The sequence below is a fragment of the Methylobacterium sp. W2 genome (assembly GCF_020662345.1).
Classification (GTDB): domain Bacteria; phylum Pseudomonadota; class Alphaproteobacteria; order Rhizobiales; family Beijerinckiaceae; genus Methylobacterium.
Map to the genome: position 1 here is coordinate 1 of NZ_VMOA01000019.1, position 14,783 is coordinate 14,783.

Below are 14,783 nucleotides of genomic sequence, written 5' to 3' on the forward strand. Positions count from 1 at the left end.
ACCCCGCCACCGCCCCCGGCCGCCGAGCTCGCCCTCCTGAAGGACGAGGTCACCACGTGGTTCGCAAGCCTGCGCGACCGGATCGTGGCGGAACTGGAAGCCATCGAGGCGGAGGCCGAAGGGCCGTTCCATCCCGATGCCCCGGCCGAGGCCGGTCGCTTCGTGAAGACACCCTGGCAGCGCACCGACCATAGCGGCACGCCCGGCGGCGGCGGCACCATGGCGATGCTGCATGGCCGTGTGTTCGAGAAGGCCGGCGTCCACGTCTCGCAGGTCTTCGGCGAGTTCGCCCCGGAATTTCGCGCTCAGATGCCGGGCGCGGCGGAAGACCCGCGCTTCTACGCCACGGGCATCTCGCTCATCGTCCACCCCTGGAACCCGAACGTGCCGACGGTTCACATGAACACCCGCTTCGTCTCCACGACGAAGACCTGGTTCGGCGGCGGCGCCGATCTGACCCCCGTCCTTGACCGGCGGCGGACCCAGGACGATCCCGACACGCTGCGATTCCACGCGGCGATGAAGGCGGCCTGCGACGCTCACGCGCCGGCGGCGGATTACACCCGCTACAAGGCGTGGTGCGAGGAATACTTCTTCCTCAAGCACCGCAACGAGCCCCGCGGAATTGGCGGAATCTTCTACGATTATCATTGGACCGGCGATCCGAAGGCCGATCTCGCCTTCACCAGGGATGTCGGCCTCGCCTTCCTCGACGCCTATCCGGCCATCGTGCGCGCAAATCTCGCGAGCGCCTGGACCGAGGCGGATCGGCTCGAGCAGCAGGTGCGGCGCGGGCGCTACGTGGAATTCAACCTGCTCTACGACCGGGGCACCATCTTCGGCTTGAAGACCGGCGGCAACGTCGCCTCGATCCTGTCCTCGCTGCCGCCCACCGTGCGCTGGCCGTGAGCGACGACCTACCGACCCGCTACGCGCCGCAGCAGGACGCGGCGCTGAAAGCCATCGCCGAATGGCGCAAGGCCGGTGGCCCGCAGGTGTTCCGCCTGTTCGGCTATGCCGGCACCGGCAAGACCACCCTGGCGCGTCGCATCGCCGACGATGTGGAGGGCACGGTCGTCTTCGGCGCCTTCACGGGCAAGGCCGCCTCGGTGATGCGGTCGAAGGGCTGCCACGATGCCGCGACGATCCACAGCCTGATCTATCGCAGCAAGGAGACCGAGGAGGGAGGGCCGGCCTTCACCCTCAACCGCACCGGGCCGGTCTCCAAGGCGGAACTCGTCGTCATCGACGAGTGCTCCATGGTCGATTCGGATCTCGGCAACGACCTCCTCTCCTTCGACAAGCCGGTGCTGGTCCTCGGCGATCCCGCCCAATTGCCCCCGGTGCGCGGCGGCGGGTTCTTCACCGAGGCCGAGCCCGACGTGATGCTCACCGACGTGCACCGGCAGGCCGCCGACGACCCGATCGTGCGCATGGCCATGACGATCCGCGAAGGCGGCCGGCTCAGCATCGGCGAGTACGGCGAGAGCCGTGTGGTCTCGCGCCGCTCCCTCGACCCGTCGAGCGTGCTCGAATGCGACCAGGTCCTGGTCGGGATGAACAAGACGCGGCGGCTCTACAACAACCGCCTGCGGGAACTCGCGGGTCATACCGATCCGATGCCGGCGGTGGGCGAGAAGCTGGTCTGCCTGCGCAACGACCGGACGAAGGGCCTGCTCAACGGATCGACCTGGACGGTCCATGCCCTTCGCGCCGCGCCCCGCGCCGACACGGTCCGCCTCGATGTCGTGCCCGACGACGACCCGGCCCTGCGCCGCCGGCCCATCGACATCAAGGTCCTGCGGGCGGTGATGTCGGGCTCCGAGGAGGAGATCCCGGCCTTCCTCAAGCGTGAGACCGACGAGTTCACCTATGGCTACGCCCTCACCGTCCATAAGGCTCAGGGTTCGCAATGGGACAACGTCGTCCTGTTCGACGAATCCTTCGCCTTCCGCGAGCACCGGGCGCGCTGGCTCTATACCGGGCTGACCCGCGCCGCCCGCGCCATCACCGTGGTGGTGTAGCACCGCGTCTGCTTGCGGAGGGAGTGGCATCCGGGCGACCCGCCACCCACCTGAGCGCAGAAACCCTTTGGAGAGACGCCTTGTCCCACGACCGATCCGGCCCGCCGCAAATGCACGCCACCACGATCCTGATGGTCCGCAAGGGCGGCAAGGTGGTCATCGGCGGTGACGGGCAGGTCAGCCTCGGTCAGACCATCGTGAAGGGCAATGCCCGCAAGGTGCGCCGCCTCGCCAAGGGCTCCGTCATCGGCGGCTTCGCCGGCGCCACCGCCGATGCCTTCACTCTGTTCGAACGGCTCGAAGCCAAGCTCGATCAGTATCCCGGTCAGCTGACCCGCGCCTGTGTCGAACTCACCAAGGATTGGCGCACCGACCGCTACCTTCGGCGCCTCGAAGCGATGATGCTGGTGGCGGACAAGGATGTCAGCCTGCTCCTGTCCGGCGCCGGCGACGTGCTGGAGCCGGAAGGCGGGGTCATGGCGATCGGATCGGGCGGGAACTACGCCCTGGCCGCCGCCCGCGCGCTTGAGGATGGCGAGCACGATGCGGAGGCGATCGTGCGGCGAGCACTCGGCATCGCGGCGGAGATCTGTGTCTACACGAACGGCAATCTCGTCATCGAGCAATTGGAGATTTCTGCATCTTAATGCCGGGTCGAAGGCCCGATTAACGTAAACTTGTCGATATTCCCCTAGCGCTGAGGCCTGACTTTCTTCAGGAATCCGGTCGATTGCGATGCGCATCAGGGCAAAAATTCTCGGTTTCGTCGGTCTCTGCTCGATGGTGACGCTCGTCATTGCCACGATTAGTGTCGTGTCGTTGCAAACCTTCAACATGGCGCTGACGGATGCGAAACTGGCGTCTCAGCGTGCCCTCGACGCCGCGAACATGAACCGGATCGTCACCAGCGTCGTGGTCGAGTCGCGCGGCATCTACGCGGCCAAAGATACCCGGGATGCAGAGAAATACGCGGTCCGTCTGAAGAAGAACTTGGAGGCTATGAACGCCCTCCTCACCGCCTGGGCCCCGAGAGTGCCTGCGAGCGAGCGTCCGCTCTTCGACAAGATCGTGGCCGAGGCTGCGAGCTTCACCATCCTTCGCACCGAGACCGTACGGCTCGGCACGCAGGTTTCGCCGATGGCGGCCGCCGAACAGGGCTTCAACGAAGCCAACCGCGCCAACCGTCAGGCTTTTCAGGACAGTATCGAAAAGCTCGTGGCGCATAGCTCCGCCGAGGTGGAGGCCATCGATCGATGGACCAACGATCTCTACGGGGAGCGCCTGAACCTGCTCCTCGCCCTGGCCATCGCCGGAACCCTCGGCAGCCTCCTCATCGGCGGCTTCGTCGGAACGCGGGAGATCGCCCGGCCCCTGTCAGGCGTCTCTGCTGCGATCCGCCGCCTGTCGGAGGGTGATCTCACCCTGCCCGAGTCGAGGGTCCGCCGCGACGAGATCGGCGAGATCTGGACCAGCATGCGGGTCTTTTCGGCGACGATGAAAGAGGCGGCGGACCTGCGTACCACTCAGGACCAGGCCGCCGGCATCGCGTCCCAGCGTCGCCGTGGCGAGAGAAACGAGCTTGCGGATCGCTTCCAGGGCAGCGTCGGAAACCTCGTCGAGACGCTGGCCGGCTCGGCGGCCGAGATGGAACTCACCGCCCGCGCGATGGCGGCCAATGCCGACCAGACCAACCGGCAATCCACCGCGGTGATGAATGCGGCCTACGAGACGGCCATGAACGTTCAGGCCGTCGCGGCGGCCACCGAGGAACTCGCCGCCACCGCCAACGAGATCGGCGCACAGGTCACCCACACGTCCACCGCCGCAGCCGGTGCGGTGGAAAGCGCGCGCCGTACCACGGAGCGGGTCCGGGTCCTCGCCGACAGCGCCTCCCGCATCGGCGACGTGGTCGCCCTGATCTCCAGCATCGCCAGCCAGACCAACCTGCTCGCCCTCAACGCCACGATCGAGGCAGCTCGCGCCGGTGAGGCCGGCCGCGGATTTGCGGTGGTCGCCGCCGAGGTGAAGGGGCTCGCCGCTCAGACCGCGAAGGCGACGGACGAGATCACCGCGCAGATCGCGACGATCCAGGAGGCGACCCGCGATACGGTGGGTGCCATCGAGGAGATCGGCTCCACCATCGGCAGCGTCCACACGATCGCGATGGGTGTCGCGGCGGCGGTGGAGGAACAGCAGGTGGCGACCCAGGAGATCGCCCGTAGCGTCAGCGACGCGGCGCGCGGAACCCAGGCGGTCACCGACACCATCGCGGACGTGCAGGTCGCGGCGGTTCAGACCGGAGCCGGCGCATCCCAGGTGCTGGCGGCGGCCGAGCAGCTGACGCGCCAGTCACTGAGCCTCGGGCACGAGGTCGAGGGTTTCGTCGGCGGCATCCGGGCCGCCTGAGCGCTGCCCCGAAGCATCTGGAAAGGACGGCCGCCGACGCTTAGATCGGGATCGTGTCAGATCTCGATCCCGTGCCGACCCGCCCACAGGGTTCCGCCTTTGGCTCGCCCCGTCCGCGTACCGGCGGGCGGCGCGTCCGTACGGATCGACTGCGCGCCCTCCCCTCTTCTCGGGCAGCGCAGCTGCCGCATCCGACCGGAGCGTGATGACAACCTTCTCCCCCCGCGAAATCGTCTCCGAGCTCGACCGGTTCATCGTCGGCCAGCACGATGCCAAGCGCGCCGTCGCCATTGCCCTGCGCAACCGCTGGCGTCGTCAGCAGCTCGTCGGTCCCTTGCGGGAGGAAGTGGCGCCCAAGAACATTCTGATGATCGGCCCCACGGGCTGCGGCAAGACCGAGATCGCCCGCCGATTGGCCAAGCTCGCCGGCGCACCGTTTCTCAAGATCGAGGCGACGAAGTTCACGGAGGTCGGCTATGTCGGCCGCGACGTAGAGCAGATCATCCGCGACCTCGTGGAGGTCGGCATCGGCCTCAAGCGCGAGGAGAAGCGCCGCTCGGTCCAGGCCAAGGCCGAGGCGGCGGCGGAATCGCGTATCCTCGATGCCCTGGTCGGGCCGACATCGGGCCAGGCCACCCGCGACAGTTTCCGCAAGAAGCTCAGGGCCAGCGAGCTCGACGACAAGGAGGTCGAGATCGAGCTGTCGGGCGGATCGCCCTCCGGCCTGCCGATGTTCGAGATCCCGGGGATGCCGGGCGCGTCCATGGGGGCGGTCAACCTCGGCGATATGCTCGGTAAGGCGCTCGGCGGCCAGAAGGGCAAGCCGAAGCGGATGACCGTGCGCGAGGCCTATGCGCCCCTGCTCGCCGAGGAATCCGACAAGCTGGTGGATACGGAATCCCTCACGCAGGAGGCGATCCGCGAGGTCGAGAACAACGGCATCGTCTTCCTCGACGAGATCGACAAGATCTGCGCCAAGGAAGGCCGCTCGTCGGCCGATGTGTCCCGCGAGGGCGTGCAGCGCGATCTGCTGCCGCTGATCGAGGGAACCACGGTGGCGACGAAGCACGGTCCGGTGAAGACCGACCACATCCTGTTCATCGCCAGCGGCGCCTTCCACGTCTCGAAGCCGTCGGATCTCCTACCGGAACTGCAGGGGCGCCTGCCGATCCGTGTCGAGTTGCAGCCGCTCACCGTGGAGGATTTCAAGCAGATCCTCACCACCACCGAGGCGAGCCTGCTCAAACAGACCGTGGCGCTGATGGCGACGGAAGGCGTGACCCTCGATTTCACCGACGACGCCGTGGACGCACTGGCACGGGTCGCCGTCGAGGTGAACAATTCGGTGGAGAATATCGGGGCGCGCCGGCTCCAGACCGTGCTGGAGCGGGTGATCGACGACATCTCCTTCACCGCCACCGACCGGTCCGGTGAGACCGTGCCGATCGATGCGGCCTATGTCCGCGAGCGCGTCGAGAGCCTTGCGGCCAATGCCGATCTGAGCCGATTCATCCTGTAGCCCGAGGTGACGTCGGTCCGTCAGACCGACCAGACCTGGCCGGGCCGCAGGGGAATGAAGCGGGCGGGATCGATCCCGTCCGCTTCGCAGGCCGCCAGCAGTGCCTCCACCGGCTCCTCGATGCCCTCGTCGGTGAGGCGGAACGTGCCCCAATGGTGGCCGAGCATCTGCTCGGCCCCGAGCAGCTTGGCCGCTACGACAGCGTCGGCTGGGTTCATGTGCTGGCCCTTCATGAACCAGCGCGGCTCGTAGGCCCCGATCGGCAGGGTGGCGAGGCGCGGGGGACCGAAGCGGTCGCGGGCATCGCGGAAGATCGCACCATCGGCGAGACCGGTATCCCCGGAATGATAGAGGACGCCGGACGGGCTCGTCAGGACGTAGGAGCACCACAGCGCCATGCGCTTGTCGTTCAGGCCCCGGGCCGACCAGTGATTGGCGGGAGTCATGTGTACGGTGAGCCCGCCGCCGAGATCGACGGACTGGCCCCAATCGCACGTCTCCACATGCATCGTATCGTCGAAGGACCGCAGGATGCTGTCGTTGCCCAGCGGCGCCACGATCAGGGGCTGATGGTCCTGCCAGAGCCGGGCCACGGTCGGCCCGTCGAGATGGTCGTAATGGTTGTGGGTGATCAGCACGACGTCGATGGGCGGAAGCGCATCGAAGGCGATGCCCGGCGGATTGACCCGTTTCGGACCCGCCACGGAGATGGGGCTGGCGCGCTGGGCGTAGACCGGGTCGACGAGGATGTTGCGGCGGCCGACCTGGAACAGATAACTCGCATGGCCGATGAGCGACACGCGTAAGCCCTCCACCCGTTCGGGGGGCGTATCGCTGAAGGGGCTCGGAAACGAGGCCGGCCACGCAACGCCGGCCCGCTCACGCTTCCAGCGCAGGATGTCGGCGAGCACCTTGTCCGCCGGCTGATCGACGCCGTGGAACTGCAGCCCGTCGAAATGGTCGGTCACGGGCCCGCTATAATACGGGTTTCGGCCCTTGCTGCGCCGGTGCGCCGCGTAGCCGACACCACCGAGGGTCATGACGGTGATCGCGGAGAGGGTCGCGAGAAGGCTTTGCCGTTTCATCGTTCCGAGATGGCGGTGGCCGCCGCGCAATCAAGACGCCCTCCGTCAGGCTTCGCAGTCCTTGGGCATCACGGCCACCAGTTCTCCGGCGAGCGCGCGGATCTTTCGATGAGCCTCGACCTCGACTTCCTCGCGGGTCTTGTTCTCGGTCGGAATGGCGACGACGCCGGTGATCCGCCCATGCGCACCGATGAGCGTGAAATTGAATCGCCCCATGCGGCTGCGGCGAACGACGTAATGCGGCAACGGTCTCGCTCCTTCCCGAAAGCATCGGTCTGAAAGGACGAGCTACGGGGCGGAGAGCCGGAAAGTTTCAGGACCGCCAGCGCAATTCCTGCAGCACCAGCGGGTTGCGGAAGGGCCGCGCCTCGCGCGCCGCCTGAAGAGCTTCGCGCTTGAGGCGGAAATACCATTGCGAGGGGAGATCGCTCTGGCCGAACAGCACCATCGTGGGCTTGCGGTCGAGGCCGGCCTGGGCGTGCTGGAGCACCTGCTGGTCCTGGGTCAGGAACTGCCGCATGAGCGGCCGCGCCAGGGGCTTCAGCAGGTTCAGGACCGGCATATTCCAGTAGAGCGCGTTCGTCAGCAGGGTCCGGTTATGCGTGAGCGGCGTCGCGAAAGTGTAGTTCGCCACGCGTTTCGGCCCGGCCTCGATCCGCTCCAGGCGCACGCCGGGCAGGCGGAACTCGATCTCCACCTCCGGTACGCCGCCGAGCAGCTTGTAGACCGGCGAACTCGTCGTGGTGGCATGGCTCGACATGGTGAAGCCGTGCGGCGTCGGGGTGAAGGTCTTCACCTTCTCGCGCAACTCCTTCGACGGGCGGAACCACCAGGAATCGTGGACGAAGGCCACATGGCCGGGATCGACGAGGCTCAATGTGGTGAGGTCGAAGGACGCCTCCACCACGAGCTCGACCACGAGGGAGCCCGCCGCCTCGAACCCGAGTTCCGGCAGGGGCGGCAGGTCACCGCCCGGCGCCCCGAGATAGGGGTTGACCCAGACGAAACCGGCGCTCTCGCGAATGGGAAAGCGCTGGACCGTGATCCGGGTGAAATCCGCCGCATCCGCGGAGGACAAGGTGGGCACGTCGCGGCAGCGCCCGTCGGTGCCGAAGCGCCAGCCATGGAAGGGACAGGTCACGGCATCGCCGTCGAAGCGCCCCTTTGACAGGGCCATGCCCCGGTGCGGGCAGCGGTCGCGCATGGCGAAGGCGGCTCCGGCCTTGTCGCGGCCGAGGACGATCTGCTCGCCATTGAGTTCGACGGCACGCAGGCTGCCAGGCTTCAGCGTGTCGGATCGGCCGACGCAGTAGAACGCATCCGGCAGGGGCTGGCGCATGGCATCCGGGTCGAGGGCCGCTTCGTCGGTCGCCGGGTTCTTCGCCGTATCGGCCTTTGCCTGGGTCGGCGGGGATGAAAGCATGATGGGCCGCGACTGTCCTGATGCGATCTCGTCTCCGGCGATGCCCGGCCGGTCGAGTGCCGGACGATGCATGGCGGAGAGCGCACCGTCTTACGCCTCGGTGGCGGCGGTGGCCATAAGCGTCAAAGGGACCGGTCGAGACCGTGATCTCCCCGAGATCTATCCGGCGCTTGGTGCCACCTTCCGGCGCAGCAAAGCCACCGACTCGATCCACGCGATGATCTGCTTCTTGTGAACCAGAATGGGCTTCTCGATGAAGGTCCAGGACATCCAGGCGCAGGCGAGCGACAAAGGCAGGGCGATCGCGAAATAGGCCGGGAAGGTCAGGCTCGCGCCGAAAATGTCGTAGGACAGCTTGATGATGGGGAAGTGGAACAGGAACACGCCGTAGGACAGGTCCCCGAACGGCACCTTGCGCGGGTCGGTCGCGCCGAGCCAGACGGTGACGTAGGCCACGGGAAAAGCGGCGAGATAGGACGTCTCGCGATAGGTGAGAAGCCCGGCGGCCAGGAGGAGGCTCGCCAGGAACAGGCCGCCGTCATGCGGGATGCGGTCGCGGTAGAGATGGATGAGGACGCCCGCAAGGAACGAGAAGATCAGCACCCGCCCTCCGAGCTGAGCGTAAGGGCTTTGATCGCCCGCCCCCACGGAGAAGACCGTGAGCCCGAGGGCGAGAACGCCGAGACCGGCGCCGAACAGGGCTCGCCGCCGGGTCGCCCCCACCAGAGCCAGGAGGATCAGGGCGAGGTAGCATTCGAGTTCGGTCGGGATGGTCCAGAGCTGAGCGTTTAGCATCTGGCCGCCGATGACCCCCGGCAGGGTGTAGTGGATGTATCCCACGATATTCAGGAAGTACGACAGGAATTCCGGTGAGGTGAAGTAGACCCCCAACGGCAAGACGGTGAAGATCGGCCCGAGCACTAGCGCCACCAGCACCGTCTCGAAGGCCAAGGCGGGGACGATGCGCAGGATTCGCAGCAGTGCGAATTAATGCAGGCGGGTCCGTGCGAGGCTTCCGGCCACCAAGAAGCCAGACAAGGCGAAGAACATCGGTAGGATGGCGGCGGGAAGTGCGCGGGCGGGACCGCCCCAGAACACCCGCACCGACTCGTCGAAATTCGCCACGGAATAGGAGTGCCAGAGTAGCACGGAGAGGGACAGGCCGATGCGCAGGTAATCGAAGCCCGACGTGTAGCCGGAGGCCTTCGCCATTTTAACGTCGATAGACGGCATTGCCCGAAAGTCCACGGCATGCGACGCAGCCGCCTCCACCATGGTAAGCCCGTCGTCAGAAGGCTCCATCGTAACGCGGATGCGCAATCCGGTGTGACATTTGAACGCCCAACGTTAACGGCGCCGCGCTATGCGCGGACGGCCCACGGCCATCCCTCGCAGGTTCCCCGCATCGAGCACGGGAGAGCGAAAAGGAGGCCCCCAGCGGCGAGGCGCCGCGCCTGCCGCATCGGGGCTTTTCAAGCCGCGAATCCGTGACTAGCTTGGGGTTCTCGCAACGAACGAAAGGAGGTGATCCAGTGTCTCATTGCCTAAATCAGCCGCTTACCTCGGCTTACCGGACCTGGAACGTCGCCTCCGGCGCGCACGCCTAGCGCGTTAGAGGACCCCTCACCGGGTTCGGCCGAACGGACAAGCGGTTCGGCAATGGAAGGGCCGCCCTCATGGGGCGGCCCTTCGTCGTTTGGGTTCTAGAAAATGAGCGCTTCAGCGCTTCTGGAACAGGGGCTGGGCGAGCGCCTCGGCCCGAGCCATCCAGAGGTCGCGGTCGGAACTGGCCTGAGCCAACGCCTCGGCATCGCTCTCGGAGCGCGCGCGGGCCTCGTCGAGCTTTTCGACGAAGATCGTCTGGAGTTCGGTGAGGCGGTCGCGCTCGGCGCGCAGGTCGTGGAGCTCGGCCATCTCCTTCTCCACATGCGACCGCAGGCGGCGCAGTTCCTGGGCGAGAAGCCCCTGGAGCTGGTCGTAGCGGTCGCTCTCGACCTTGAGCTTGGCCTTGAGCATCAGGTTCTCGGCCATCAGCTCGGAGACGTCGCTGTCCTCGGCGGACTCGGTCCGGGCCGGCGGCGGCACCACCCGGGGCGACCATGACGAGGCCTGCGGCTCGGCCTTCTCCGGCGATGCCGGTCTCTCGAACGCCGCGACATTTTCGACGGCCGGGGCCTGCTCGGCGGACGTGGTCGCCGCCTTCATGGCCGCCAGCCAATCCCGCAACGGTCCGGGTGTCGGACGTCCGTTTGAATCCTGTGCCTGGTAGTGACGGGCTGGTTCCGACATCGCTCGCGTCCTCGTGTGCAGACGCATTCGATCAAACCATGCTTAACGAACCGTAAAGGTTAAGAAAATTTCCCCGTCCCGATTTGTGGTCATGGAAAGGCCGCGCGCGACCAACCCGCGGACCGGGCTGATGCTATAGCTCGGTGCGCAATCGCCAAAGGACGGACACGGCTCATATGTATATCGAAGCGCCCAGCCTCGTGGGACAGCCCGGCATCGGACACGCCTTCTTCACCCGTGCCGGCGGCGTCTCCGAAGGCCTTTATGCCAGTCTGAACGGCGGCCTCGGCTCGCAGGACGAGCCCGCGCGCGTGGCGGAGAACCGGAGCCGGATGGCCGGGCATCTCGGCGTCCCGCCGAGCCATCTCGTCAGCCTGTACCAGGTCCACTCCGCCGAAGTCGCGATCATCGAAGGCCCCATGGCCCTCGCCGACCGCCCCCGCGCCGACGCCATGGTCACGCGCGTTCCGAACCTCGCTCTGGGCATCGCCACTGCCGATTGCGGCCCCATCCTATTCGCCGATCCCGTCGGCCGCGTCGTCGGTGCCGCCCATGCGGGATGGAAGGGAGCCCTGTCCGGTGTGATCGCCGCCACGGTGGAGGCCATGGAGCGGCTCGGCTCGGCGCGGGCCGACATCGTCGCCGTACTCGGCCCGACGATCTCGCAAGCCGGCTACGAGGTCGGGGACGATTTCCGCGCCCGCTTCGCCGATGAGGTTCCGGAATCGGACGCCCATTTCGCGCCGGGCGAGCGCGCCGGGCACGCCCAGTTCAATCTGCCCGGCTTCATCGTGCGCCGCTTGCGCGAAGCCGGCATCGAGAACGCCTCGACACTGGGCCTTTGCACCTACGCCGATCCCGACCGCTTCTATAGCTATCGGCGCACGACCCACCGGGGAGAGGCCGATTACGGCCGACTGATTTCGGCGATCGTTCTCGCCGGCTAGCGGCAGAGACGATGACGGCCAGGAACTGCGACAATTTGTCATTCGGCTGAGCGTGGGAAAAGCGTGGCCGCAGGTGAACCTTGGCCGTTCGGCGGTGTTCTGGCTATGCGTTGCCTCTCGTGAGGTGGTCGCTGCCACAAAGGGGCCGTGTTCGACACACGCGGCGTGGTTGCGATGCAACAGCTTCCTGAGGGATGCTGAGATATAGACGGGGAATTGCGCAGGACCGCTCCCAAAAAGGCGGCCGCGCTAACGAGTAGAGGACCAGACCATGAAATCCTTCCTTCGCGGCACGACCGCCCTCGCCGGCATCGTCATCGCCGGTTCCGCTTTCGCCGCCGACCTTCCGCGCCGTGCCGCTCCGCCGGTGTTCGTGCCGGTGCCGGTGTTCACCTGGACGGGCGCCTACTTCGGTATCAACGCCGGTTACGGCTTCGACGCCGGCAGCAACAGCGACCGCTACACCCTTCCGGGCGGTTCGGTGCTGAACTCCTTCACCCGCACCCCGGTGGTCGTGTCCACCAACGGCGGCAACGACCTCGAAGGCTTCGTCGGCGGTGGCCAGGTCGGCTACAACTACCAGTTCACCCCGGGTTCGGGCGTGGTCGTCGGTATCGAAGCTGACGCCCAGTACACCGATTTCGGCAACAAGAGCCGCACCGTGGCCGGCACCATCAGCCCCGCCGCCGGCGCTCTCGTCAGCCCGACCTCGGTCCGTATCCCGGGCAACGAGATGAACTTCTTCGGTACCGTTCGCGGCCGTATCGGTTACGCCTTCGACCGCACCCTCGTGTACGGCACCGGCGGCTTCGCCTACGGCGACGGCGCCACGGGCGGCGACGATTTCCGCACCGGCTACACCGCTGGTGGTGGTATCGAGTACGCTCTGCCCACCGACTCGTTCTTCAACTTCTTCAAGTCGTCGGCCGTGACGCTGAAGGTCGAAGGCCTGTACGTGAACCTCGAGAACGACAAGAACAACCGCGGCGGTCGCTCGGTGTTCAACTCCGCCGTCGCCCCGTCGGGTCTGCTCACCATCAGCCCGGCTGTCGCTGCGCGTGAGTCCGAGTTCGCCGTCGTCCGCGCCGGCCTGAACTACAAGTTCGGCTCGTACTAGGCCTTAGCGGATCCGGTCACCGCCTCAGGGCGGCGACCTCCGTTTCCAAGAAAGAGCCCGGCCGAAAGGTCGGGCTCTTTTTTGTTGCGTGACAGGGACTTGCCGCGATCGACCCCGAAACCTGTCAGAAATTTCATGCTGGGAAGCGGATTCCCGGTGCATCCGCAACGGCGAAGTTCGCGTTGACCCCCTGACAAAGCCTGAGGCGCCTCCCCATCTCGGAGGCGCCGGGGCGGCATTGGCCCGCAGGCTTCTCTCAGGAGGACGACCCCATGAACAGCGAAGAACGCGAGGTCATCGGCGGCATTTTCCAGCGTCTGGAGCAGGCCGCGAGCCAGCCCCGCGACGCCGATGCCGAGCGCTTCATCGCGGACAAGCTCCGCGCCCAGCCCTACGCGCCTTACGCGATGGCGCAGCTGATCTATGTCCAGGAAGAGGCGATCAAGAGCCTCAACGAGCAGCTCGAACAGGCTCGCCAGGCGGCCCAGCAGCAGCCCCAGGGCGGCGGCGGCGGCTTCCTGTCCAGCATCTTCGGCGGTGGATCGCGTCAGCCGGAACCCCAGCGTCCGTCCGGCCAGCCTTGGGGCGGCCAGGGTGGGCCGCAGCAGGGATACGGTCAGCAGCCCGGTTATGGGCAGCAGCCGGGTTACGGCCAGCAGCCCGGTTACGGCGGACCGCAGCAGGGTGGCCCATGGGCCGGCCAGCAGGCGGCACCCGCACGCGGCGGCGGCTTCATGGCGACCGCGCTTCCGATGGCGGCGGGTGCCGCCGGCGGCATGCTGCTCGGCAGCGCCCTGTCCAATGCCTTTGCCGGCGGGCATTCGGCGCTTGGTAGCGCCGCGGCAGCGGGCCTTCCCTCGGCCGGTGCCGCGGCGGGCAACGAAGATCTCGGCTCGGCCCTCGGCGGCGGCAACGACTTTCAGGACGCTTCGTTCGACAGCGATCCGGGCAGCGATTTCGGCGGCGACCTGGGCGGTGGCGGCGACGACGATTGGGTGTGAGCGAAGGTTGCGCACCTTATCGTGCGTGATGGTTCATTAACGAGAGAGGCCCGGCGCGTGTCCCCACGCGCCGGGCCTTTTTTTTTGAGTTGCCGGCCGTCGCTCACAAAACGTCGACCCGCGTCCCCACGGGCGTGCGTTCATACAGGTCGATGACGTCCTCGTTCATCATCCGGATGCAGCCCGACGAGACGGATTGCCCGATCGTGTGCGGCTCGTTGGTGCCGTGGATGCGGTAGAGGGACGAGCCGAGATAGAGCGCCCGCGCTCCAAGCGGATTGGCCGGGCCGCCCGCCATGTGGCGCGGCAGGTCGGGGCGGCGCTGGAGCATCTCCGCCGGAGGCGTCCAATCCGGCCATTCGCGCTTCTGGCTGACCGTCTTCATCCCCGACCAGGCAAAGCCCGGACGACCGACACCGATGCCGTAACGGATGGCCTGACCAGCGGGCTGGACGAGATAGAGGAACTTCGTCCGGGTATCGATGACGATGGAGCCGGGCTTCTGCCGCCCATCGAAGGAAACGACCTGTCGGGCATAGCGCGGGTCGGGTGTGCGCTCGATCATGGCGGCCTGCGTCTCGGGCAGCGCCTGCGACGGCAGGGCCGCGAGCCGCGTGCGCGCGGGAGCGAGATAAGGATCGACGTCGGGCACGCGGTCGCCCGAGTAGAGCGCGCGCGGCATCGGCTCGCCGCCATAGCCCTGCGCGGCGGGGTGGCGCGGGAGCACGCCGTCATCCGCGAGGCCGGGACGTCTGGCGCGCGGCGGCGTTCCATTGCCCGTCACCAGGAATTCGATGAAGCCGCCACCGTACTGGCCGGGGGATGTCTGAGCCTGTGCGGCTCCCCCCGTCACCGCCGCCGCCAGGCCGGCCATGGCGACGCACAACTCGATACGCTTCAACACGCGACTACTCCGGGCCATCACGAACCTGATCTCCAGGCTGGCCCGACGGGACGAGAATCGCGTGAAAG

The 14,783-nt window shown here is 67.0% G+C and carries 15 protein-coding genes; 8 read left to right on the plus strand and 7 right to left on the minus strand.

Going from position 1 to position 14,783, the window contains the following annotated elements:
- Positions 1-36: 36 nt before the first annotated feature.
- The 5 genes from hemF to hslU all read left to right on the plus strand — a co-directional run bounded on the left by hemF (position 37) and on the right by hslU (position 5,949).
- Positions 37-909 carry an oxygen-dependent coproporphyrinogen oxidase gene (gene hemF, locus FPV16_RS12460; protein ID WP_227438618.1) on the plus strand — a complete coding sequence of 291 codons (873 nt, stop codon included), beginning with the start codon at positions 37-39 and terminating at the stop codon, positions 907-909.
- Entirely contained in the window at positions 906-2,024 is a 1,119-nt protein-coding gene (locus tag FPV16_RS12465; protein ID WP_018042306.1) for an ATP-dependent DNA helicase, read from the plus strand. The genes hemF and FPV16_RS12465 overlap by 4 nt, the downstream gene beginning before the upstream one ends.
- A 110-nt stretch (positions 2,025-2,134) precedes the next feature.
- Positions 2,135-2,671 (plus strand): ATP-dependent protease subunit HslV, encoded by a 537-nt coding sequence (gene hslV, locus FPV16_RS12470; protein ID WP_227438620.1) that lies wholly within the window; start codon positions 2,135-2,137, stop codon positions 2,669-2,671.
- Between the two features lie 88 nt (positions 2,672-2,759).
- On the plus strand, positions 2,760-4,430 hold the full coding sequence (locus FPV16_RS12475; protein ID WP_227438493.1) for a methyl-accepting chemotaxis protein: 1,671 nt from the start codon (positions 2,760-2,762) through the stop codon (positions 4,428-4,430).
- A gap of 205 nt (positions 4,431-4,635) precedes the next feature.
- Positions 4,636-5,949 (plus strand): ATP-dependent protease ATPase subunit HslU, encoded by a 1,314-nt coding sequence (hslU, locus tag FPV16_RS12480; protein ID WP_227438494.1) that lies wholly within the window; start codon positions 4,636-4,638, stop codon positions 5,947-5,949.
- 20 nt (positions 5,950-5,969) lie between these two features.
- Here the strand turns inward: hslU and FPV16_RS12485 are convergent, their stop codons facing one another.
- From FPV16_RS12485 to FPV16_RS12510, 6 genes are all read right to left on the minus strand, one after another.
- Complete coding sequence (locus FPV16_RS12485; protein WP_227438622.1) at positions 5,970-7,034, minus strand: MBL fold metallo-hydrolase; 1,065 nt, start codon at positions 7,032-7,034, stop codon at positions 5,970-5,972.
- Positions 7,035-7,079: 45 nt separating this feature from the next.
- Positions 7,080-7,280, minus strand: coding sequence for a hypothetical protein (locus tag FPV16_RS12490; protein ID WP_227438495.1), 201 nt, complete (start codon positions 7,278-7,280; stop codon positions 7,080-7,082).
- A gap of 67 nt (positions 7,281-7,347) precedes the next feature.
- Complete coding sequence (locus FPV16_RS12495) at positions 7,348-8,457, minus strand: aromatic ring-hydroxylating oxygenase subunit alpha (protein ID WP_227438496.1); 1,110 nt, start codon at positions 8,455-8,457, stop codon at positions 7,348-7,350.
- Positions 8,458-8,616: 159 nt separating this feature from the next.
- Complete coding sequence (locus FPV16_RS12500) at positions 8,617-9,438, minus strand: acyltransferase (protein ID WP_319802241.1); 822 nt, start codon at positions 9,436-9,438, stop codon at positions 8,617-8,619.
- A gap of 6 nt (positions 9,439-9,444) precedes the next feature.
- The gene (locus FPV16_RS12505) at positions 9,445-9,669 is read right to left on the minus strand and encodes a hypothetical protein (RefSeq protein ID WP_227438497.1); all 225 of its coding nucleotides are present in this window, start codon (positions 9,667-9,669) and stop codon (positions 9,445-9,447) included.
- Positions 9,670-10,176: 507 nt separating this feature from the next.
- Entirely contained in the window at positions 10,177-10,746 is a 570-nt protein-coding gene (locus FPV16_RS12510) for a hypothetical protein (protein ID WP_227438498.1), read from the minus strand.
- Between the two features lie 176 nt (positions 10,747-10,922).
- Here FPV16_RS12510 and pgeF point away from each other — a divergent pair, with 176 nt between their 5' ends.
- The 3 genes from pgeF (at position 10,923) to FPV16_RS12525 (ending at position 13,811) form a co-directional block, all read left to right on the plus strand.
- Positions 10,923-11,693: a peptidoglycan editing factor PgeF gene (gene pgeF / locus FPV16_RS12515; RefSeq protein WP_227438500.1), complete on the plus strand. Its 771-nt coding sequence runs from the start codon at positions 10,923-10,925 to the stop codon at positions 11,691-11,693.
- A gap of 271 nt (positions 11,694-11,964) precedes the next feature.
- Entirely contained in the window at positions 11,965-12,810 is an 846-nt protein-coding gene (locus FPV16_RS12520; protein WP_227438501.1) for an outer membrane protein, read from the plus strand.
- 272 nt (positions 12,811-13,082) lie between these two features.
- Positions 13,083-13,811: a DUF2076 domain-containing protein gene (locus FPV16_RS12525; RefSeq protein WP_227438503.1), complete on the plus strand. Its 729-nt coding sequence runs from the start codon at positions 13,083-13,085 to the stop codon at positions 13,809-13,811.
- A gap of 103 nt (positions 13,812-13,914) precedes the next feature.
- Here the strand turns inward: FPV16_RS12525 and FPV16_RS12530 are convergent, their stop codons facing one another.
- Positions 13,915-14,685 (minus strand): L,D-transpeptidase, encoded by a 771-nt coding sequence (locus FPV16_RS12530; protein WP_227438626.1) that lies wholly within the window; start codon positions 14,683-14,685, stop codon positions 13,915-13,917.
- Positions 14,686-14,783 lie beyond the last annotated feature (98 nt).